Annotated in this window: 29 protein-coding genes and 1 tRNA gene; 23 read left to right on the forward strand and 7 right to left on the reverse strand. The window is 57.6% G+C overall.

Annotated features, from left to right (window positions below; genetic code table 11):
- The first annotated feature begins 44 nt into the window (after positions 1 to 44).
- A complete protein-coding gene (gene trxA / locus V7650_RS03475) occupies positions 45 to 371 on the forward strand; it encodes a thioredoxin TrxA (RefSeq protein ID WP_335654840.1) in 327 nt (108 codons plus the stop codon).
- On the opposite strand, the gene V7650_RS03480 is transcribed toward trxA, so the two are convergent.
- Both V7650_RS03480 and argJ read right to left on the reverse strand, forming a co-directional pair.
- Positions 368 to 1,177 carry an inositol monophosphatase family protein gene (locus V7650_RS03480; RefSeq protein WP_335654950.1) on the reverse strand — a complete coding sequence of 270 codons (810 nt, stop codon included), beginning with the start codon at positions 1,175 to 1,177 and terminating at the stop codon, positions 368 to 370. The two genes, trxA and V7650_RS03480, sit on opposite strands and share 4 nt — an antisense overlap.
- Positions 1,177 to 2,406, reverse strand: a complete 1,230-nt coding sequence (gene argJ, locus V7650_RS03485) for a bifunctional glutamate N-acetyltransferase/amino-acid acetyltransferase ArgJ (protein ID WP_335654841.1) — start codon at positions 2,404 to 2,406, stop codon at positions 1,177 to 1,179. The genes V7650_RS03480 and argJ overlap by 1 nt, the downstream gene beginning before the upstream one ends.
- Positions 2,407 to 2,465: 59 nt before the next feature.
- Here argJ and V7650_RS03490 point away from each other — a divergent pair, with 59 nt between their 5' ends.
- From V7650_RS03490 to V7650_RS03575, 18 genes are all read left to right on the forward strand, one after another.
- Entirely contained in the window at positions 2,466 to 2,792 is a 327-nt protein-coding gene (locus V7650_RS03490; protein ID WP_335654842.1) for a hypothetical protein, read from the forward strand.
- A 105-nt stretch (positions 2,793 to 2,897) separates the two neighbouring features.
- Positions 2,898 to 5,639 (forward strand): preprotein translocase subunit SecA, encoded by a 2,742-nt coding sequence (secA, locus tag V7650_RS03495; RefSeq protein WP_335654843.1) that lies wholly within the window; start codon positions 2,898 to 2,900, stop codon positions 5,637 to 5,639.
- A gap of 32 nt (positions 5,640 to 5,671) precedes the next feature.
- Complete coding sequence (locus V7650_RS03500) at positions 5,672 to 6,433, forward strand: sulfite exporter TauE/SafE family protein (protein ID WP_335654844.1); 762 nt, start codon at positions 5,672 to 5,674, stop codon at positions 6,431 to 6,433.
- A 118-nt stretch (positions 6,434 to 6,551) separates the two neighbouring features.
- The gene (locus V7650_RS03505; RefSeq protein ID WP_335654845.1) at positions 6,552 to 8,342 is read left to right on the forward strand and encodes a DUF885 domain-containing protein; all 1,791 of its coding nucleotides are present in this window, start codon (positions 6,552 to 6,554) and stop codon (positions 8,340 to 8,342) included.
- 259 nt (positions 8,343 to 8,601) lie between these two features.
- On the forward strand, positions 8,602 to 9,783 hold the full coding sequence (locus tag V7650_RS03510) for a tyrosine-type recombinase/integrase (RefSeq protein WP_335654846.1): 1,182 nt from the start codon (positions 8,602 to 8,604) through the stop codon (positions 9,781 to 9,783).
- Between the two features lie 28 nt (positions 9,784 to 9,811).
- Positions 9,812 to 10,417: a hypothetical protein gene (locus V7650_RS03515; RefSeq protein WP_335654847.1), complete on the forward strand. Its 606-nt coding sequence runs from the start codon at positions 9,812 to 9,814 to the stop codon at positions 10,415 to 10,417.
- A 75-nt stretch (positions 10,418 to 10,492) separates the two neighbouring features.
- Entirely contained in the window at positions 10,493 to 10,690 is a 198-nt protein-coding gene (locus V7650_RS03520; RefSeq protein ID WP_335654848.1) for a helix-turn-helix transcriptional regulator, read from the forward strand.
- Positions 10,687 to 10,932, forward strand: coding sequence for a hypothetical protein (locus tag V7650_RS03525; RefSeq protein WP_335654849.1), 246 nt, complete (start codon positions 10,687 to 10,689; stop codon positions 10,930 to 10,932). Before V7650_RS03520 ends, V7650_RS03525 begins: the two co-directional genes overlap by 4 nt.
- On the forward strand, positions 10,925 to 11,128 hold the full coding sequence (locus V7650_RS03530; RefSeq protein WP_335654850.1) for a hypothetical protein: 204 nt from the start codon (positions 10,925 to 10,927) through the stop codon (positions 11,126 to 11,128). The genes V7650_RS03525 and V7650_RS03530 overlap by 8 nt, the downstream gene beginning before the upstream one ends.
- The gene (locus tag V7650_RS03535; RefSeq protein ID WP_335654851.1) at positions 11,121 to 11,444 is read left to right on the forward strand and encodes an HNH endonuclease; all 324 of its coding nucleotides are present in this window, start codon (positions 11,121 to 11,123) and stop codon (positions 11,442 to 11,444) included. Before V7650_RS03530 ends, V7650_RS03535 begins: the two co-directional genes overlap by 8 nt.
- A complete protein-coding gene (locus V7650_RS03540; protein WP_335654852.1) occupies positions 11,437 to 11,631 on the forward strand; it encodes a hypothetical protein in 195 nt (64 codons plus the stop codon). The genes V7650_RS03535 and V7650_RS03540 overlap by 8 nt, the downstream gene beginning before the upstream one ends.
- Positions 11,624 to 12,367: a hypothetical protein gene (locus V7650_RS03545; RefSeq protein ID WP_335654853.1), complete on the forward strand. Its 744-nt coding sequence runs from the start codon at positions 11,624 to 11,626 to the stop codon at positions 12,365 to 12,367. Before V7650_RS03540 ends, V7650_RS03545 begins: the two co-directional genes overlap by 8 nt.
- Before the next feature lie 265 nt (positions 12,368 to 12,632).
- Positions 12,633 to 12,845 carry a hypothetical protein gene (locus tag V7650_RS03550; protein WP_335654854.1) on the forward strand — a complete coding sequence of 71 codons (213 nt, stop codon included), beginning with the start codon at positions 12,633 to 12,635 and terminating at the stop codon, positions 12,843 to 12,845.
- A 59-nt stretch (positions 12,846 to 12,904) separates the two neighbouring features.
- Entirely contained in the window at positions 12,905 to 13,120 is a 216-nt protein-coding gene (locus V7650_RS03555) for a hypothetical protein (protein ID WP_335654855.1), read from the forward strand.
- 94 nt (positions 13,121 to 13,214) lie between these two features.
- Positions 13,215 to 14,240: a phage major capsid family protein gene (locus tag V7650_RS03560; protein ID WP_335654856.1), complete on the forward strand. Its 1,026-nt coding sequence runs from the start codon at positions 13,215 to 13,217 to the stop codon at positions 14,238 to 14,240.
- On the forward strand, positions 14,237 to 14,977 hold the full coding sequence (locus V7650_RS03565; protein WP_335654857.1) for an HK97 family phage prohead protease: 741 nt from the start codon (positions 14,237 to 14,239) through the stop codon (positions 14,975 to 14,977). Before V7650_RS03560 ends, V7650_RS03565 begins: the two co-directional genes overlap by 4 nt.
- Positions 14,974 to 15,195 (forward strand): hypothetical protein, encoded by a 222-nt coding sequence (locus V7650_RS03570; RefSeq protein ID WP_335654858.1) that lies wholly within the window; start codon positions 14,974 to 14,976, stop codon positions 15,193 to 15,195. The genes V7650_RS03565 and V7650_RS03570 overlap by 4 nt, the downstream gene beginning before the upstream one ends.
- 75 nt (positions 15,196 to 15,270) lie before the next feature.
- Positions 15,271 to 15,738 (forward strand): hypothetical protein, encoded by a 468-nt coding sequence (locus V7650_RS03575; protein ID WP_335654859.1) that lies wholly within the window; start codon positions 15,271 to 15,273, stop codon positions 15,736 to 15,738.
- A 76-nt stretch (positions 15,739 to 15,814) separates the two neighbouring features.
- Here the strand turns inward: V7650_RS03575 and V7650_RS03580 are convergent, their stop codons facing one another.
- Complete coding sequence (locus tag V7650_RS03580) at positions 15,815 to 15,976, reverse strand: hypothetical protein (protein WP_335654860.1); 162 nt, start codon at positions 15,974 to 15,976, stop codon at positions 15,815 to 15,817.
- A 42-nt stretch (positions 15,977 to 16,018) separates the two neighbouring features.
- On the opposite strand from V7650_RS03580, the gene V7650_RS03585 reads away from it, so the two are divergent.
- Positions 16,019 to 16,744 (forward strand): hypothetical protein, encoded by a 726-nt coding sequence (locus V7650_RS03585; protein ID WP_335654861.1) that lies wholly within the window; start codon positions 16,019 to 16,021, stop codon positions 16,742 to 16,744.
- A 100-nt stretch (positions 16,745 to 16,844) separates the two neighbouring features.
- Here the strand turns inward: V7650_RS03585 and V7650_RS03590 are convergent, their stop codons facing one another.
- Positions 16,845 to 17,000 (reverse strand): hypothetical protein, encoded by a 156-nt coding sequence (locus V7650_RS03590; protein ID WP_335654862.1) that lies wholly within the window; start codon positions 16,998 to 17,000, stop codon positions 16,845 to 16,847.
- A gap of 102 nt (positions 17,001 to 17,102) precedes the next feature.
- On the opposite strand from V7650_RS03590, the gene V7650_RS03595 reads away from it, so the two are divergent.
- From V7650_RS03595 to V7650_RS03605, 3 genes are all read left to right on the forward strand, one after another.
- A complete protein-coding gene (locus V7650_RS03595; protein ID WP_335654863.1) occupies positions 17,103 to 17,516 on the forward strand; it encodes a hypothetical protein in 414 nt (137 codons plus the stop codon).
- Positions 17,517 to 17,583: 67 nt separating this feature from the next.
- Positions 17,584 to 17,907: a hypothetical protein gene (locus V7650_RS03600; RefSeq protein ID WP_335654864.1), complete on the forward strand. Its 324-nt coding sequence runs from the start codon at positions 17,584 to 17,586 to the stop codon at positions 17,905 to 17,907.
- Positions 17,907 to 18,218, forward strand: a complete 312-nt coding sequence (locus V7650_RS03605; RefSeq protein WP_335654865.1) for a hypothetical protein — start codon at positions 17,907 to 17,909, stop codon at positions 18,216 to 18,218. Before V7650_RS03600 ends, V7650_RS03605 begins: the two co-directional genes overlap by 1 nt.
- 203 nt (positions 18,219 to 18,421) lie before the next feature.
- On the opposite strand, the gene V7650_RS03610 is transcribed toward V7650_RS03605, so the two are convergent.
- The 3 genes from V7650_RS03610 to moaA form a co-directional block, all read right to left on the reverse strand.
- A tRNA-Asn gene (locus V7650_RS03610) sits at positions 18,422 to 18,496 on the reverse strand.
- Between the two features lie 74 nt (positions 18,497 to 18,570).
- A complete protein-coding gene (locus V7650_RS03615) occupies positions 18,571 to 19,344 on the reverse strand; it encodes an NAD kinase (protein ID WP_335654866.1) in 774 nt (257 codons plus the stop codon).
- Positions 19,341 to 20,327 (reverse strand): GTP 3',8-cyclase MoaA, encoded by a 987-nt coding sequence (gene moaA / locus V7650_RS03620; protein WP_335654867.1) that lies wholly within the window; start codon positions 20,325 to 20,327, stop codon positions 19,341 to 19,343. The genes V7650_RS03615 and moaA overlap by 4 nt, the downstream gene beginning before the upstream one ends.
- Positions 20,328 to 20,342: the final 15 nt, after the last annotated feature.

Genomic DNA, 20,342 nt, shown 5'->3' on the forward strand with positions numbered 1-20,342 from the left:
GCCGCGCACTACCTAGATAGAGGGCAAGCAAATGGAGATTCGAAATGGCTACCAAGGCAATTACCGACGCAAGTTTTGAAGGCGACGTTCTGAAGGCGGACGGCCCGGTCCTGGTTGATTTCTGGGCAGAATGGTGCGGCCCATGCAAGATGATCGGCCCCGCTCTGGAAGAGATCAGCGACGAAATGGGTGGCCAGGTGACCATCGCCAAGCTGAACATTGACGACAGTCCCGATGCACCCGCAAAATATGGCGTGCGCGGCATCCCGACGATGATCCTGTTCCACAACGGCGTACCGGTCGAGACCAAGGTCGGTGCGGCGCCCAAGAGCCAGCTGAAGCAATGGCTGGAACAGTCGCTCCCGGCCTAGACCCTGCAAATATCCCCAAGGCGTTCGGCAGCCTCATCCCAGAGTTTCGGTGACGAGGCGCCGAGCAACCCTTTCCTCCGGTCAGCGGGTCGGTAGGCCGACCCGTCCCAGCGCGCGCATCGTCCGCCCGCTTCGTTGAGGAACAGCACCCCTGCGGCATGGTCCCACGGCAGGGTCCGCTCGAATATCGAGACATGATTGGTGCCCGCGACCAGCCGCGGATATTGTTCGGCAGCACAACGCGGAATATCGACGATATCATAATCGCGTTCGGCAGCCGCAATCAGGCCCGTGCGCTGCTCTTCGGTCATGAAGCCGGTCGCCAGCGCCGCCACCGGCCGGTCCGGATGATCCTCCGCCACGACCACCCGCTCGCCGTTGACAAAAGCTCCGCCCTTTTGCACGGCATGGCATATTCGTTCCGTCAACGGGTCATAGAGCCAGCCGGCGACGGTTTCATCCGCTTCGGCCAATGCGATCAGAATCCCGAAAGGGGGTTGACCGGCGGCATAATTGCCGGTGCCGTCGATCGGATCAATGATCCACACCTGCCCATCGGCCAGCTGATCCATAACGGCGGCATTCGCGGCAAAGGCTTCCTCACCAACGATCTTCGCTTCCGGCAGCAAGGCCGCCAGTGCGCCTTCAAGAAATTCTTCGCTGAGCCTGTCCGCCACCGTCACCAGATCGCCGGGTGTCTTCTCGTCAATCTGATGCGATTGCAGATTCTGGTAATAAGGCATCACGATATCCCGCGAAGCTTGCCGCAAGATATCGAGCACGGGCTGGTAGAGCCGGTGCACGATCAGCTTCGGTAGTCGGCGTTGATATCGATATAACCGTGGGTCAGGTCGCAGGTCCAGACCTTGGCGTTCCCGTCACCAAGACCGATGTCGACCGCGATGTCGATCTCGCTGCCCTTGAGATGCGCCGCAACCGGTGCCTCGTCATAGTCCGGCACCACCAGACCGTCGCGCGCCACCGTCACATCGCCAAAGCCGATGGTCAGCCGGTCCCGGTCCGCCGGCTCGCCGGCCTTGCCGACGGCCATGACCACCCGGCCCCAGTTGGCGTCCTCGCCGGCGATCGCGGTCTTGACCAGCGGCGAATTGGCGATCGACAGGGCAATGCGCTTGGCGCTGTCATCGCTGTCCGCTCCGGTGACCGTGATCGCGATAAACTTGCTCGCGCCTTCGCCGTCACGCACCACCAGATGCGCCAGCTGCATGCACAGATCGCTCAGCGCCGCCTGGAAAGCGTCGGCTCCGGCGTCATCGACCGAGGTCAGGGCAGGGGCGCCGCTCTGGCCGGTGGCAAAGGCCAGAACCGTGTCGCTGGTCGAGGTGTCGCTGTCCACGGTGATGCAGTTGAAGCTTTTCGCCGTCGCGGCGCTCAGCATCTGCTGCAGCAAGCCGGGGTCGACCGCCGCGTCGGTGAAAATATAGCCAAGCATCGTCGCCATGTCGGGGGCGATCATCCCCGACCCCTTGATGATACCGTTGAGATGCACCGTCTGGCCACCAACGACGGCGCTGGTCGTTGCCATTTTCGGAAAGGTATCGGTGGTCATGATCGTCGCGGCGGCTTCCTGCCAGCCGCAGGCCTGCGCCGCAAATGCGGCTTTCAGGCCGGCCTCCGCCTTGTCCGTGGGCAATGGCACGCCGATCACGCCGGTGGAGGACACGAAGATCTCGTCTTCCGTGCAGTCCAGATGACCGCTCGCCAGCGACAGGATCAGCTGCACCGCTTCCCGGCCGCGCGCGCCGGTGAAGGCGTTGGCATTGCCGGCGTTGACCACCAGCCCGCGTGCCTTGCCGCCCGCCAGCGCCTCCCGGCACCATTCGACTTCCGGCGACGGGCATTTGCTCTGGGTCAGCACGCCGGCAACCGCCGTCCCCGCAGCCATTTCCACGAAAGTCAGGTCACAGCGGTCCCACTGTTTGTAGCGCGCCCGCGCGATGCGGCAGGTAACGCCTGCAATTTCGGGCAATGCGGGAGGTTGGGCGGGCGCCAGGGGCGAAAGTTTGTCCGACACTTAACTTGCCTTTATCCGATGTTTTGATAGAACGCGCTCATAATGTCGGGGCCTCGTCCATGAACGCATATATTGCAAGTTTTATGTTGCTGCTATTCAACGCTGTCGGCCTCGCCGTGCCAGCGTCGGCAGCGGCAGAAGAGCGAATGATGCCGGACCTGGGAAGCGCGGCCCATGCCGCCGATGCAGCGGTTGCCGAAGTCGCCGGGATGATCGAATCATCCGGCGTGCCCGCGGCGTCTCATCCTTTTGCGGCAATCGCGGCCCTGCTGGCCCCCAGGACCCTGGTATCGGGCAGCGATGCCGGCCGGCAACCGCAATGGTCCCGGGTTGCGATGCGCGCCGAAGCCGGCGACAAGCTGGAGCATGTTGAAGGCGCACCCTAGCGCCATCGCAGGCCCTGTCTCTCTTGAATAACAAGGGAGTCCCCCCAAATTCATCCCGTTCCGGGCTGTTCTCAGCCCGACAATATATATAAATTGGAAAATGTCATGCTCGGCGGTTTAGCCAAATCCATCTTCGGGTCAGCCAATGACCGGTACGTCAAATCAATGCAAAAAGTGGTCGATGCGGTCAATGCGTTCGAACCCGAAATCGAGGTTCTGTCCGATGAGGACCTGTCGGCGAAAACCGCAGAGTTCAAACAGCGCGTCGCCGACGGGGAAACGCTCGACGATATTCTGCCGGAAGCCTTCGCGGTGGTCCGGGAAGCGGCGAAGCGGACCCTCGGCCAGCGCCATTACGACGTACAGCTGATCGGCGGCATTGTCCTGCATCGCGGCGAAATCGCCGAAATGCGGACCGGCGAGGGCAAGACGCTGGTGGCAACGCTCGCCTGCTATCTCAATGCCATAGACGGCAAGGGCGTGCACGTCGTCACCGTCAACGACTATCTCGCTCGCCGCGACGCGGAGTGGATGAGCCAGGTCTATAATTTCCTCGGCCTGCAAGTGGGCGTGATTGTCCCCAATCTCGGCGAGGAAAAGCGCCGCGCTGCCTACGCCGCGGACATTACCTACGGCACCAACAACGAATTCGGCTTTGACTATCTGCGTGACAACATGAAGCACGAGCGCGCCCAGATGGTCCAGCGACCTTTCAATTTCGCGATCGTCGACGAGGTCGACTCGATCCTGATCGACGAAGCGCGTACGCCGCTGATCATCTCCGGTCCGACCGACGACAAGTCCGACCTCTACCTGCAGGTCAACGCGGTGGTGCAGCACATCACCGAGGACGATTATGAAAAGGACGAGAAGTCCCGGAATATCTCGCTGACCGAAGAGGGCACCGAAAAGGCCGAGCGCCTGCTCGAGGAAGCCGGGCTGCTGGTCGGTGACAATCTCTACGATTTCGAGAACACCCAGGTCGTCCACCATCTCAACCAGGCGCTGATGGCCAATGTCATGCGCAAGCGCGACACCGACTATATCGTCAAGGATGGCAAGGTCATCATCATCGACGAATTTACCGGCCGGATGATGGACGGACGGCGCTGGTCGAACGGCCTGCACCAGGCGGTCGAGGCCAAGGAAGGCGTGCAGATCGAGCCCGAAAACCAGACCATGGCGTCGATCACCTTCCAGAATTATTTCCGCATGTACCCCAAGCTGTCCGGCATGACCGGCACCGCTGAAACCGAAGCGTCGGAATTTTTCGAAATCTACAAGATGAACGTCGTCACCATCCCGACCAACAAGCCGGTCCAGCGGATCGACGAGAATGACGAATTCTACAAGAACACGCTCGACAAGTTTGCCGCCATTGCCAAGACCGTCAAGGAACATAGCGACAAGGGCCAGCCGGTGCTGGTCGGCACGGTGTCGATCGAGAAATCCGAACTGCTGTCGGACTTTCTCAACAAGGAAGGCGTCGTCCACAATGTCCTCAATGCCCGTTTCCACGAACAGGAAGCGCATATCGTCGCGCAGGCGGGTTCTCCCGGAGCGGTGACCATCGCCACCAACATGGCCGGTCGCGGCACCGACATCCAGCTCGGCGGCAATATCGATTTCCGGATCGAGGATGAACTGTCCGGCATGGAAGCCGGTCCGGAAAAGGACAAGGCCATTGCCAAGATCGAGGAAGAGGTGCGGGCGCTGCGCCAGACCGTTCGCGAAGCCGGCGGCCTGTTCGTGCTCGGCACCGAGCGGCACGAAAGCCGCCGCATCGACAACCAGCTGCGCGGCCGCTCCGGCCGTCAGGGCGACCCCGGCCTGAGCCGCTTCTATCTCTGTCTCGAGGATGACCTGCTGCGCATCTTCGGCACCGAAACCATGTTCGCCAAGATGATGAACAAGAATCTAGAGGACGGCGAGGCAATCGGCGGCAAATGGCTGTCGAAAGCCATCGAAACCGCCCAGAAAAAGGTCGAGGCGCGTAACTATGAAGCGCGCAAGCAGGTCGTCGAATATGATGACGTGATGAACGACCAGCGCAAGGTGATCTACGAGCAGCGCTCGGAAATCATGGACGCCGACACCGTCGGCGACGTGGTCGAGGACATGCGGCACGAAACCGTCAACGCGATGGTCGCCGATGCCTGCCCTCCGGGAAGCTATCCGGAACAGTGGGATATCGAAGGTCTGAAGACCCGGGTCAGGGACGTGCTCAACCTCGAGCCCGACTTTGACAGCTGGATGCAGGAAGACGCGGTCGAGCCGGAAATGATCGAAACCCGCATCGCCGAAATGGCCGATGCCGATTTCGAAGCCAAGATGGCACAGGTTGAGGCCGACAATCCCGGTGTCTGGCAGCAGATCGAAAAGTCGATCCTGCTCGAACTGCTCGATCATCACTGGAAGGAACATCTCGCGACGCTCGATGCGCTGCGCCAGGTCGTGTTCCTGCGCGCCTATGCCCAGAAAAAGCCGCTCGACGAATATAAGCAGGAAGCCTTTGGCCTGTTCGAACGGATGCTGGAAATCATTCGCGAAGGCGTAACCAAGACAATCGCGATCAGCCAGTTCCACCAGCAGGACGAAATCGCGGTGCCGGAACTGCCGGAACTGCCGGATTTCCTGACCACCCATATCGATCCGCTGACCGGCGAGGACAACAGCAACGACATCGACGGCGGCACCCGCGGTACGGTCTCGACATCGCTGCCGCCCCGCCAGTCCGGAACGATGGACAATCCGCAGGATGTCTTCGACGGCAGCAAGGTCAGCCGCAATGCGCCCTGTCCCTGCGGCTCGGGCCGCAAATACAAGCACTGCCACGGCAAGTTCTGATCTGAACGGGGTGCGAGCGGGCGCAAGCTGAGATGGCGATCGGCATATTCGGCCTCGCGGTCCTGTTTGCGCTGACCGCGGCGCTCTACGCCAGCGTCGGCTTTGGCGGCGGCTCGACCTATATCGCGCTGCTGGCACTGGCAGATCTCGACTACCGGGCGCTGCCGGTCATTGCCCTCTTGTGCAACATCATCGTGGTCACCGGCGGCACCATTCGCTTCCAGCTCCGCGGCCTGATCGACTGGCCCCGCATCTGGCCGATCCTGATCCTGTCCGTCCCGGCCGCGTGGCTGGGTGGCCGGATGGTCATCGACAAGGAAAATTTCCTCCTGCTGCTGGGCCTGTCGCTGGCCGTGGCCGGGATATTGCTGCTGGTGGAACCGTTTGTCCGGCGGGCAGCAGGGAGAAAGAGGGGCTGGACCGGTCACCGGATGTTTGCCCCTTCGATCGGCACCGGCATCGGGTTCCTGTCCGGCATGGTCGGCATCGGCGGCGGTATTTTCCTCGCCCCGATCCTGTTGCTGACACGCTGGTCCGATAGCCGGCGGATCGCCGCGACCGCCAGCGTCTTCATCCTGGTCAATTCGGTTGCCGGTCTCGGCGGGCAACTGGCAAAATCCGGCCTCGGCAGTGGCGGCGAGACGGTTCTCGCTCATTGGCCCCTGTTCGTCGGCGTGCTGCTTGGCGGCCAGATCGGCAGCGTCCTGGCCAGCAAGGCGCTCCCGGAAATCTGGATCCGCCGGCTGACCGCGCTGCTGATCCTCTACGTCGCGCTGCGACTATTGCTGACCTGAGGTTGCCAGTTCCGTTGCGGCGGGGTTTCCCTTTGACAACGGCGGAGAAGACTTGACCTTGGCGACCCGTCCTGCCTCTATGGTCATCACACAGCTTTTTTGGATCAGGGGTCCCGTCATGACGATATCGCGCATCGCTATTTCTTTGTCACTCGGGGCCGCAAGTCTGTGTCTGACGCCCGAGGCTGTGGCCCAGGACAGCGCCACCGAAACCGCGCGGGCGGCTGAACCGGGGCCGCTGGATGCAAGATTGCGCGCGCTATATGAGGCCGAGACCGAATGGCGACACCAGGAATTCCACCTGGTCAGGGACGACAATCGCTGGGTGCAGGGCGCCCGCTTTCCCAGCGAAAGCGCCGAGACACAGGCGAGGCGGCTGGCCTATTGGCAGGATGTGCTGCGCCAGCTTGATGCCATCCCCCTCGATCAGCTTTCGCGGGAGGAACAGGTCAACGCCGCCGTATTCCGCCAGATGATCTGGGAGCAGGTCAACAGCCTCGAATATAGAACCTATGAAGCGCCGTTCAACAGCGACACGTTTTTCTGGGGCGGTCTGAACCCGCGGACCGGCTATTCAAACGCCGTTCGCTATCAGGATTATCTCGGACGCATGAAGGACATCCCCCGTTATTTTGACGAGAATATCGCCAACATGCGGGCCGGTCTGGCGCGCGGCTATACCGTGCCGCGGGTCGGTATCGAGGGTCGCGATACCACCATTGAAGCCTACACCATGACCGGTGACGACAATCCGTTTTACGACGCCTTCCGGGCCATGCCCGACTCCATACCGGCAGAGGACCAGGCAGCCATGCGCGCCGAGGCGTTGACGATCATCGAGACCGTGGTCGCTCCGGCCTATCAATCGCTGCTGCGCTTCATGCGGGAGGAATATATGCCGGGCGCGCGAAACTCGATCGACGCCCATTCGCTGCCGGACGGTGAGCGCTTTTATCAGGATCAGATCCGCCTCTATACGACACTGGATCTGTCCGCCGAACAAATTCACCAGATCGGCCTTCGGGAGGTGGCTCGGATCGACACCGACATGAGGGCGACGATGAAGGCAACCGGGTTTAACGGGACTTTTCCGGAGTTTCTGAAGTTCATGCGGACCGATCCGCAATTTTACGCAAAGACGCCCCGCGAACTCCTCTCTTCTGCCGCCTATGTGACGAAGAAAATGGACGGCAAGCTCAAGGACAGTTTCGGATTCCTGCCGCGCTATCGTTTCACCATCCGGCCGGTTCCCGATGCGATCGCGCCGGTCTACACGTCGGGGCGGGGAGGGCTGGAAAGCTGCCTTTTCAATACCTACGACCTGCCATCCCGCCCTCTCTACAATCTGACCGCGCTGGCCCTGCATGAATGCATCCCGGGCCACAGTTTTCAGGCCGCGGTAGCACTGGAAGCGCCCGACCGCCCCGAATTCCGAAAGGATATATACTTCTCCGGCTATGGCGAAGGCTGGGGGCTGTACACCGAATGGCTGGGCACCAAGCTGGGCATGTACGAGACCCCCTACGAGGAGTTTGGCCGGCAGACCTTCGAAATGTGGCGCGCCGTGCGACTGGTGATCGACACCGGCATCCATACCAAGGGCTGGAGCCGCCAGAAGGCGATCGATTATCTGGCAAGCCATACTGCGCTTGCCCAGCGCGATGTGGAAACCGAGGTCGACCGCTATATCTCATGGCCGGCACAGGCTCTCGCCTACAAGCTGGGCGAGATGAGCATCCGCAAGCTTCGCGCGAGGGCGGAGGCAGAATTGGGAACCGCCTTTGACCAGCGGCCCTTCCATGACGCCTATCTTGCGCTCGGCGCCGTGCCATTGACGGTTATGGAGGCAAGCATGGAAGAGTTTATCCGTGCCGAAAAGGCGAGATTGGCAGAAAGCGGCGCCCGCTGACGGACTGATCCCCCGCATTTCTTGGCGCTCGATGGCTGCCGTCTTGGTGAGCTTGCGATGATCGGAAAAACAGCCATGGAAAAAATGGCTCCCCGAGTTGGACCTCGCCACCTTTCCGCAACTTTCCATATCTATCCAATTATTCCTAGTAACTCTAGGTGTTTAGAGCGATTGTCCTTCCATAACAATCCATTGACAACCGCACAAATCCGGTTCACAACTGGGGAACTTATGTGGGAACTGGGAAGATGGCTCCACGATGAAAAGACTAACTGCATTGCAAGTAAAGAACGCCCCACCTGGGGTGCATGGGGACGGCAACGGGCTTTATCTGCGCGTCAAACCCAGTGGCGCTCGCTCTTATGTGCTGCGCGTCCAATATGACGGGCGGCGGCAAGATATTGGTTTAGGCTCTGACATCGACCTGACACTAAGCGAGGCGCGCGAAAAAGCTGCGCACCTGCGAAAGCTAGCAAGGCAGGGGAAAGACGCGATTGCCGAACGCGACAAAGGAAAATTGCAAATACCAAATTTCGAGGAAGCTGCAAACCGGACGCTAGCCGAACTGGGCAAAGGTTGGGGTGATAAAACCGGCGCGCAGTTTCTGTCTAGTTTGGAGAACCATGCCTTCCCGACACTGGGGCGACATAGAGTGGACAGAATAGAATCTGAACACGTGACAGCGACGCTCGCCAAAATCTGGACCGAAAAACCGCAAATAGCGCGCAAGGTTCGACACCGGATTATACAGGTGCTCAGCTTCTCAAAATCGCATGGCTGGAGATCCGCACCCGTTCCCCTTGCCAAAGAAATTACTGACGGGCTGGCAAAGCAACCAGAGAGCAAAGGCTTTCGGTCGATGCCGTATAAAGAACTCCCTGAATTTCTGGCGACCGAATTGCAAAAACAAGACACGCCAGCGAGGCTTGCATTGCTGTTTACGATATTGACCGGCGCGCGTTCCGGCGAGGTTCGTAAATCCGAATGGCAGCAAATCGACCGGGAAGATATGGAGTGGAAGCGCCCCGGCAGCATAATGAAAAATGGCAAGGCACATACTGTGACATTGAGCCAAGCCGCGATTGCCATCCTGGACCGTGCTGCAAGTCTATCGGGCGACACTGGGCTCATATTCCCCAGTATGCGCGGAAAGGTGCTTACAGACGCTGCATTGGGCAAAATGCTGCGCGACAGTGGGCGGTCCGAAACCGTGCATGGCTTCCGCTCTACGTTTCGGGATTGGGCCGCGGAAAAAATGCCGACAATCCCGTATGCCGTTGCAGAAATGGCATTGGCTCACACAGTCGGGACCGCAACCGAACAGGCATATTTGCGAAGCGATCTGAGGGAACTTAGGCGGACGCTATTGGATGCTTGGGCGTATTATGCTGCACCCTCGCTATCACTTGGCGGGGATAATGTGGTGGCGATTAATGCCTAGAAAGATCAAGCGCACAGTCGGCTCCAGCATGACTGAAACCACCAAAACGTCTATGCAATATTCCGTTGAAGGCGATGGTCCAGAAGCATTGATGGAAGCCTTTAAAGGTGCTCTCAATCAACAGTGGAAAACTGAAAATATGCCGTGGGGTGCCAATGGGCCTCTAATCGAACAAATGCGGCAAGAGCTTAAGAAAATTAACGATGGTCTGCCCACCGATAAAGCCGAATATATGAAGGCACGACAGGAAGTTTTCAAAGAACGGGAGACAATCGGCTGGTATCTGCACCAGATACTGATCCAGGCAAAAATTGCAGAAAATTATGTTGAGTCCGACCAAGTTTGGCCAGCTGTAAATGCTGCGTTGGCTGTCGGAAGCCTTTGGGCCGAAATGCGGATGAAAACCCTTTGGCAGAAGGATGTGACACGGAGTGACGGCGTTATGTCTGGAAGCGCACTAGGAGCCGCCATGAAGCGAGCCAGTTATGAACCGCGCGACAATCAAATACGTACGGATTATTCCTCGATAATGGAAAATCGAGATTCAAGTTACAGGCCAGTCGTCGTCCAGAGTTTGGCAAAAAAATTCGATCTCTCCCCTGGAAGTATCCGCAGAATTCTTCGTAAAAAATAAATGGTCACGTGGGGGCAAATGACCGCTTGAACGTTTTACTTAGTCTTCCGTCAGCAACCAGACGGAGACAAGCGAATGACCAAACGGCTTTTAAGACTTGAGACTGTTGAAAATTATATCGGTCTCAAAAAATCAAAAATTTACGACATGATTAGCAGGGGTGAGTTTCCCCGCCCCGTCAAACTGGGTTCATGCAACACCTGGTTAGAAAGTGAAATCGAGCATTGGATCGCTGAGCGCGTTGCCGAACGCGAGGCGGAGGCCGTGATATGAGCGAACCTATCACTCTTCACGGAATGACTTTGGCGGAGGCAGAAAGTTTCCTGCATTCCCTGGGTCATCGCCACACAATGTCCTTTGCCGAGATTCGCCAGATTGCTGATCTGCTTTCGGATGCTGATTGCAGCCGTTTCATGATTGCCCTTGAAGTGGCGGCGACCGCTTACGCGCATGAAGCACAAAATCTTAAGGCAAAACAATCCTGCATGGCTTCGGGGAGATTCAGTAATGACTGAAAAGCAAAACCCGCACCGGGGAAACCGGGCGGGCTGCTTAAATCACTTTGGCGGTGAAGATAGCAGCCCTAGCAAAAATCAATGGAATCGGCAAGCCGAAACGCGCGTTGCGGGAACGCTGGCGATCCAAAGAACCACAGCAATCGAAGCGATTATCTGGCGCTATTTCAGCGCGGGCACGGTGACCCATGGGTGATGAAATCAAACGCCACCGCTGGGGCAAACCCAAGCCACCGGAAAAGAGGGGATATGGCAAGGCGCACCGGAAAATCCGCAAGCAGCTTTTTGCAGACGAGCCTTATTGCCGCGAGTGCGCCAAGCATGGAAAGCAAACCAAGGCGACCCATGCCGACCACATCATTCCGCTGTGCCTGAACGGGCCGACTGTCCGATCAAATTATCAGCCGCTGTGCGTCGTTCATTCGCGCTCAAAATCGGGCCGCGAGGGTGCCATGATGCGGATGGCAAAAAAGCGCGCCCGGCAGAATATGCGGGGTGCAGGCAATGAATAATCCCGCAATCCATATCCGCCGGGATGGTCCGTTCTATCGCGTCCAGATTGTGCCGCCACAGCAGCTTGATGGCAGCGCAGCGCGTCCAGAGACCTATGCTGGCGTCATCGCCGCCAGGCAGGCAGCGGGCTGGCTTTCTAAGGCCACTGGGTTGTCGGTCATCGATCTGACGGGGCATAATGGTTAGGAAGTCCAAGAAAGCAAAGGTGCTGCCAAATGGCAGAAATGCCGACACGCAAACCCGTTTTGCAAGGTTTGACCACGAGATATTGCGTTCACCTGCATATTGCTCGCTGACGCCTAACGCGAGGGCGCTCTTGATTCAATTGGAGATGATGAACAACGGATCGAACAACGGTTCGCTTTGGCTATCCGTTCGAGATGGTGCAGCAAGAATGGGAATTGCGAACCTTGGAAGCGCAAGCCGCGCATTTCATGACCTGATCGAAGCTGGCTTTATCGCCATGACGAAAGAGGCTCACTTCAGCATCAAAACGTCCGAGACGTCACGCGCCCGATGCTGGCGACTGACCTATTATTTCTTGCCCAACTTTGGACCGGCAACGAACGAATGGAAAGACTTTATACCGACGAACAAAGACGCGATCAGACGAATGAACGCGGGTCTTCGCGCCCATGCAGATTACCGCAAAGCGCAGGCCAAAGAATATTTACCGGTATACGATTTGAAAACAACGCTCGACAAAAAAGAGGTTTACGCACCCAGACCGGTATACAATTCGTATACCGACAGCGCCAAAACTGACGCAAAATCGCCAATCTCTAAAAAACTCGTTGTTGACGATTCGTATACACATACAGCTGTTACCACTACCCCAGTCTTGGAGCCTGAAAAAACCGGCTCAAATCCTTCTAAAATACCCGGCGGCGTTTTTGCCGTTTCTGGCGAGGGCAACCGATGACCGGATACGGAAGCCGTGAAGCAAGGGCGGGGGGAAGGGTGGGTATTTGCCCATCCGAAGTGGAAGCCGACGCCCCAGGGAAATTCTTGTTTCCCCAAAACTCGATTGGAGGCTTGGCCACCCAAACCCGCATGGGGGGGAATGGGACGAATTTAACCCCATCGGCAGCAGGACCGGCGGGGGGCTTTCTTCGCATAAATCGTAACATTGACGGCATTTTTCATAACATCACCGGACTTTCGCGCCGGGGGAATTGGACGACATCATGCCGAGCAATTTGACCTCAATCGTGGAAGCCATGCCGCCTGCGCAACGTGAGGGTGCGTTGATCGTGCTGGACCATCTGACCCGCCCGATGACTCAGCGGGAAATCGCAGCGCATCTTCAGCGACATGGCGTCCAGCGAGCCAAGGCGGGCAAGATCGCCGCTGCTGTAGCGGATTTCCAGATCGTTGCGCTGCTTGGGCCGGGCGGTTGATTCGCCACTGTCCCCATTGCGGCGGGACCGGATGGGCGCAGCGGGTCGACAGCGAGGCCATGCTGGCGGACATTAAAACTGCGATCCGCGAAAAGGGAATCGTTGTGCTGACTGGCGAATATGTCCGGGAAGCCGATGCGGCGGCATTGATCGACCTAGCACCCAAAACCCTTGCTAATTGGCGAGGCGGAGACGGTAGGTTGCCGTACATTAAGCGCAACCAGCGGCCAGTGTATGCCCTGACCGATTTAGCCGATTATCTGGCGAGCGCGTGAAAATAGTTGCCCGCAACCCCCCGCAACCCCCCGCAGCCACCCTGAAAGGCACCCAATTTTGTGCCACTTTGAAAAAAACAGGAGACGAAACGAAATGCTAAAAGGACTAGAATTTGCTCGGGCAGCGCAGGCGATTGCGGTGGCGGGAAAAGGTGAAGCGGAAGACTGGGCGGCTAATCGCTGGGGGCGCGAGTCAAAAGCTTATGCCGTCACCAAATCGGCGGTTGTGGCTAACTCGACCGGGACGCAAACAGCCCTGTTTGGCGACTACAGGGCGGCAGCAGCAGACTTTCTGGAACTTGTACGAAATGAAAGCATTATAGGGCGGCTTCCCGGTTTGCGGCGTATTCCAGAACGCATCCCGTATTTGAAGCAGACCGGCAGCGTTTCTGCAAGCTGGGTAGGTGAAGGCTTGCCCGCACCAATCGCAAACGGCTCTTATCAGCGCGGCACAATCGAACTGGAAAAGCTGGTTGCGTTGACCGTGTCGACCAAGGAACTTTTGAACGAACCGGACTCGGACCGCCTGTTGCGCGATGACCTGTTGACCGTTTGCGTGGAAGCCCTGGACAGCGCGTTTATCGACCCCACCAACTCTGGAACCACCGACATCAAACCGGCATCGGTTACAAACGGCCTGACCGCTTTGACAGCGACCGGCACAACCAAAACCGATCTGGAAGCAATGGTTTCTGGCTTTGGCGGCGATCTGTCACGAGCGGTCTTTATCGGCAAGCCTCAACTGTTCGTGCAACTGAACGGCGCGGCATATCCGAACATCGGCGCAAGGGGCGGTGAATTGGCCGGCATCCCTGCAATCGCAAGCAATGGCCTGCCAAATGACGCAACCGGCGACTATCAGCTCGCCTTGGTCGACCCGGCAGCAATCGCCTATGCGGGCATGGATACAGCAGAAATCAAAGTGTCGGAACAGGGGACGATCCAGATGGACACCGCGCCTACGCAGGACGCAACAGACGGGACCGGCGCTAATCTGGTTTCGCTTTGGCAATCAGGCGGCGTTGCCATCATGGCAATGATCGAGGCCAATTGGGAGCTACGGCGAGCAGATTCCTTAATCATCATGGATGGTTTCGTAGGAGAGGAATCAGTATCTTGACCCGCGCTTACAGTGTCCTGACCATTAAGGGGATTGACCCCGAAAGGCGGGAAATATCCGGCATCGCAACCACTCCGACACTGGACCAAGTGGGCGATTCAGTCGAGCCTCTTGGCGGTGAGTTTGCATTGCCGCTTCCCTTCCTATGGCAGCACGACCACGACAAGCCTATTGGCCACGTTACGCAAGCCAAGGCGACTGCGGCGGGCATTGAGTTTGTAGCCAAGCTGGTCGCAGGTGCGGAACCGGGCAAGTTGAAAGACCGCCTTGACGAAGCCTGGCATTCGATCAAATCGGGCCTTGTGCGCGGGGTCTCTATCGGTTTCATGCCGCTGGAAAGCGAACCGCTGAAAACAGGCGGGCGGCGTTTCACGCGATGGGCATGGCATGAATTGTCGGCGGTCACGATCGCTTGCAATGGCGAGGCATCTATCGCGCAAATCAAATCCGCCGATATGGCGCAACGTAAGCAGCACCGAGTAGTGAAACTGGACGCTCGACCCAAGCACAGGGTTGTGAAACTATCGGAATCAGACTGGGCAAAGGCGCTTGACGGCAAGCCGGTATCCAGTGCGCTACTCAAAGCCATTGATGATTGCGACACTACGGAAGCCAAATCGCAAGACCACGAAACGGGCCTGATGCTGACCGCTGGATTAGCGGCAACAGCCAGAGAGACCGACCAAGCCATTGAGCTTATCGCCGGACGCCTGGACCAATTGGAGAAGCGGCCATGACAGAAGAAGACGAACTGATAACGGCACTGGCGATTGTCGTTGCCAACAGACTCGACAAGCCAGACGTTGCGGCGGCTGGAATTAAGCTATCACCGATTGAGCGGCAACATGTAATCACGCGGTCAGTCCAAGCCATGATTAACAAGGGCGTTCATCTACGCGGCAACAATCTGCACATGGAACCTGACCTCATAGCGTTCAAGAGCCGGGGGGGATAGTTTTACCTCTCCCACCAACGGACCGGAAACCGGCTGCAACCTTTCTTCCTATATTGACCTTGGATTTTAGATAAAATGACGAAGCGATCTCCCATCACGGCACCCAGCAATCATGTTCGAATCGCGCAAGCTGCGGGATTAAAGATCACGCCCCCGGCGCATATCCCGCTTGACGAAACCGAGACCCTGCATTTTGATTCCATCATTGCCGAGAAAGCCAATTCAGAATGGACAGCCCATGAAATCGACATTGCGGCATTGTTTGCTTGGTCGCTGCACCAGCTTAACGAGCAGACGCGATTGATGACTACCGAGGGCACCATTGTCATCGTCGCTGATGGGCAGTCGAAGGTTAACCCCCGGCTTAAAGCCGTCTCCACGCTTTTCAATATGGTCCTAGCCTACCGCCGCACCCTGGGGATTCACAGTGTCGCCAAAATGCCGAACGCTGGCGACCGGGCACGGCGCAACGAATTGAGCCGAGAAATGCAGGACGGATTCTTAGGTGATGACCTGATCGCCAAGCCAGATAAGCCAAACTGATGACGGGGGGTATATCGCCTTTCCGGCACGAAAGAACGGGACACCGAGGCAGCCCAAAACTTTCCACATTCACAATTCAAAATTCAGGCGAACCAATTAAAATGAAAGGATTATAAATGTCAAAAGTAGCTAGAACCATCGGCATGATCGCAGGCGTCGTTGCCTTGTCGCTCGCAATTCCACCCGTAGGCGCTGCGCTCGGGATGTCTGCGGCATCGGCGGCATCGACAGCGGCCATCGCCAGCGCACCGTCCCGGCACTTCGCAGCCAGGCGCATAGGATGACGGTCATCAACGCCTTCAAGCAAGGCAAAGTCGGCTATATGTTCACGGATACCGCCCATGTCGATACCAACACCGGACAAGTGCTGGCTTTCGGCAGCAAGGCTTTTCTGGCAGCTAACTTTCCGGCCATTGTCGGGGCGACACTTATCGGCGGGCATTTGCCTTTTCTGATCAACGATTTCGTCGCCGATCCGCCCAAAAATGTCCGAGCCTTGCAGCGGAAACTTCCGACAGCTTGCAAGCATTTTATCGAAAAGGCGAAATTGCATGGCAGCGATGATCCGTTCGTTCGCCTCATCGCCATGGCCTGGTGTAGCCGAACCAAAAGCATCCGAATTTTCTATTGTTCCAATACCGCCGACGAAGGTTTTGCCGACGCCTTTGAAGTTGTAGAGCTCGATTTTTTCTTCGGTACCGGCGTTAATACTCCGGAGGTGCAGGCGGCTATGGACAAGCTGAATCGCCGCGAGCCTGTCGGCGGCGATGATGAAATGATTAAGCTTATGGATGCCCAGCGCCGCGCCCCGTTCGCCGCAATGGACCCCGCACTTGACGGCGTGAACGGCATCGGCGGCAGCATTGAGAAATTGGAAGTCACAAAGCGCCAGGTCACAGCGGATGTAGACATTCATAAATGGCCGGATGCGGTTGGCTTGCCCATTGCGCCGATGGAAGCCCCAGAAAGCCTCTCTCAGCGCGTTGACGGGGTTTTGGCAGCCTGACCAAAGATCAGCGGGACGAGCATCTGCGCCGTTATGCAGAATTATTGGAGGCAAGGGCAGTTGTTCAATCGCGCCAGAATGTCCCGATTGAAATCGGGTATCAAAAGCCGCCGGGGACGTTGGCAACTCGAACGGCGGTGACTTGTTGGCGTTCGGACAAACCTGCATCACGCGCCGCTTGTTTTTGGGTAATGACGGTGGCGTCAGTGTCCACTGTATGTTGATTGTTGCCGCGCCCATCAAACTGCTTAAGCAATTCACCGCACCATCGGAAAGACCACCGCTCGATTAATTGCGTTTGACGTTGTATGTAATATGTGTATGTTGCGTATACTCACAAACACAAGGAGGTTGAGTAATGGGTGAAATAGTTTACATTGATGATATGGCTGGAAAGAAAACCGAACGACTCCAAATCGTGCTTTCGACTGAGGACTTGGAGCACCTAGACGAATGGCGGCGCAAGCAGCCTGACATTCCTAATCGTAGCGAATCCGTGCGGCGGCTCATTGGCTTTAAAGCTGGAATGGCAGATTGGGAGGAAATGCAAGCTGAGGCAGAGAAAATCGACCCTGCCGATATTGACCCTGGCCGCAAGCATCTACTAATCGGAAAAGCTATCGCCAAGGGGATAGTCGCAATGAGCGAGAGTCAAAACCCCGCCTATTCCGACATGACCGAACTTTACGCTATCCTCACTAAAGAGTTTCCGACAGAGGCCCGGCTTTCAGTCATGCCCGCCATCTTGCGCGACCTTCAAAATAATACTTAAACGGGGAATCGAGCGGTAGCAGCCGCCCGACCCCCTAAACATAACCCGATCCCAAGGAGATCAGACTATGCCTAAATTATCCCTACACCCGGAATCCGCCAACGCAACAGCCGAGAACTGGAACAACGCTCAAGCTGCATTGAAACGCGCGATGGCCGACCTGGACGCGCTTGGCGATAATGCTTCCAACGAAATGCTGGACGGATATTCCAGTGCTCAACTGAGTTGGCTGGAAATAGTTATGGGCATGGCCGCGCCTGACCATGCTGCACTTGCCGAAAAGCTGCGCTTGTTCAAACTGCATGATTGCCGCGCATTGATCGAAGAGATTGTAAACCCGATGCTGGACGCGATGCGGGAAGATGCAGAACGTCTTGGGGGGCTGGTATAATGGGCAACCAGACAACAATCACCCTTGCCCCCGGCATGAAGCCCGTTGCGCCGATATTGCGCTTGCTTGGCGACCTCGACCGCGAGAAGCTGGAGGCGTTTATTGAAATCAGCGTTGCGCTTCTGGACGCATATGACGGCGATCCAGACTTGGAAGCGAACGGCGATGAACAGGACGGCGTTTATTGCGAGGATGAATTTGCGGATATGAACGGCATGAATCATCCGGACGGCTATCGCGGGCCTGGCTGTCCGATAAGCGATCCCGGCGGGTGCGAACATGACGGGCGCGAGCATGAAACCGGATTCTAGCTGAACGTCCTTGTTCTAATGGCACAAACAAAAGCGCCCCTGTTGCCGCATTGGTGACGGGGGCTTTTTTGTGCGAATCGGAACTGAGCAAAGGAAATTAGATTTGAGCGAGGAAATAAAAATTGGGTGTTGGAACTTATGTGGGAACACCACCTTACTTGCTCTAAAAAACCTTTATTATTCAGATCTTTAAAGAAAAGGAGTGGCTCCCCGAGTTGGATTCGAACCAACGGCCATTCGATTAACAGTCGAATGCTCTACCACTGAGCTATCGGGGAACAGGCTCGATTTTTGGCCGAGCACTTCATGGTGAAGCGGGCCTATAGCAACGAGATTTGAAGGCTGCAAGCCATCAAACGACAAATTGTTCCATGGCGATGCGATCATCCAGCGCGTGCTCCGGATCGAACAGCATGGTGAGCGCCTGCGTGCGGTCGATCGCGACCTTGACCCGGCTGACATCGCGGACTTCCTGCTGATCGCCGACCGCGCTGACCGGCCGTTTTTCGGGATTCAGCACCCGGATGCTGATCTCCATCTTGTCCGGCAGGATCGCGCCTTTCCATCGCCGTGGCCGGAACGGGCTGATCGGGGTCAGCGCCAGCAGGTTGCAGGTCAGCGGCAGGATCGGACCGTTGGCGGACAGGTTATAGGCGGTGGATCCGGCTGGCGTAGCGATCAGTACGCCGTCGCAGACCAGTTCCTCCATCATCACCCGGCCGTTGATCTCGATCTCCAGCTTCGCGGTTTGCCGCGTTTCGCGCAGCAGCGACACCTCGTTGATCGCGGGCAGGGTGAAACTGGCCCCGGAAATCGTCTCTACCTCCATTTTCAAAGGCTTGACCTTGAACGCGCGGGCCTTGGCCAGCCGCTCTTGGAGATCGTCAAGATGCCAGTTGTTCATCAGAAAGCCGACCGTCCCCAGGTTCATGCCATAGACCGGCATGATCGCCCGGCGGTTGAGCATCTGGTGCAATGTTTGCAGCATGAAGCCGTCGCCGCCGAGCACGACGGCGCGGTCGGCTTCTTCGACCGGCACCCATTCAACCATGGATTGCAGCTTCTCCGCCGCCTGCTGTGCCGGCTGGGTAGGGGACACAATCAGTGCCCATTTGCGTTTGGTCATCCGCCCGTGACGTTCATGTGACGCTCCAATATCTCTGCGGACCCATCGAGCTGGGCATTGAAATCATGCCGCAGCGGTTTGAGCTTTAGAGCCTGTTGGAGCAGTTGGTCAACGGCGGCGATACCCTGTTTGCGCACCGCTGCGCGGAGATCGACATGCGCATTGTGCCCGAGGCACATGAATATTTTTCCGTCCGTCGTCAGACGCAGCCGGTTGCAATCGTCGCAGAAATTGTTGCTCAGCGGCGTGATCAGACCGAGCCGCAGGCCGAGCGGCTCGACCGATACATAGCGCGCCGGGCCAGCGCTGCGGTGCGCGATCGGAGCAACGCCATAACGGTCCTTCAACGGAACGAGAAATTCGTCCGCGGAAATATGGGAAAGCTGGCGGTCGGCGCCGACATCGCCCAGCGGCATGGTCTCGATGATGGTGAGGTCATGGCCGTTGGCCGCGCAATATTCGGCCATTAGCAGCAGGTCAGGCTCGTTGAAATCGCGCAGCGCGACCATGTTGATCTTGACCCGGATGCCGGCGGCCTGCGCCGCTTCGATACCGTCGAGCACGACTTTCACCTCTGCGCCGCGAGTGATCTCGGCAAAGCGGGCGGGGTCGAGCGTGTCCATGCTGACATTGATCCGCCGTACGCCGTGCGCAGCCAGATGGTCGGCATATTCGCTCAGCAGCGATCCGTTGGTGGTCAGCGTCAGCTCGTCCAGTTCACCCGATGCGACCTTTCGCCCGAGGCGCTGGATGACGTCCTTCATGTCCCGACGGACCAGGGGTTCACCGCCCGTCAGCCGGATCTTGCGAATGCCGTGGTCGATGAACCGTTCGGCAATCAGGGTGATTTCTTCCAGAGTCAGCAACTCCGACTTCGGCATGAAGGTCATCTTCTCGGACATGCAATATTGGCAGCGGAAATTGCACCGGTCGGTGACCGAAATCCGCAGATAGTCAATCTTGCGTCCAAAACCGTCTTGCATGGGCCGCCTCGTGTT

Source organism: Parasphingorhabdus sp. (assembly GCF_036964565.1).
In the GTDB taxonomy this organism is placed as follows: domain Bacteria; phylum Pseudomonadota; class Alphaproteobacteria; order Sphingomonadales; family Sphingomonadaceae; genus Parasphingorhabdus.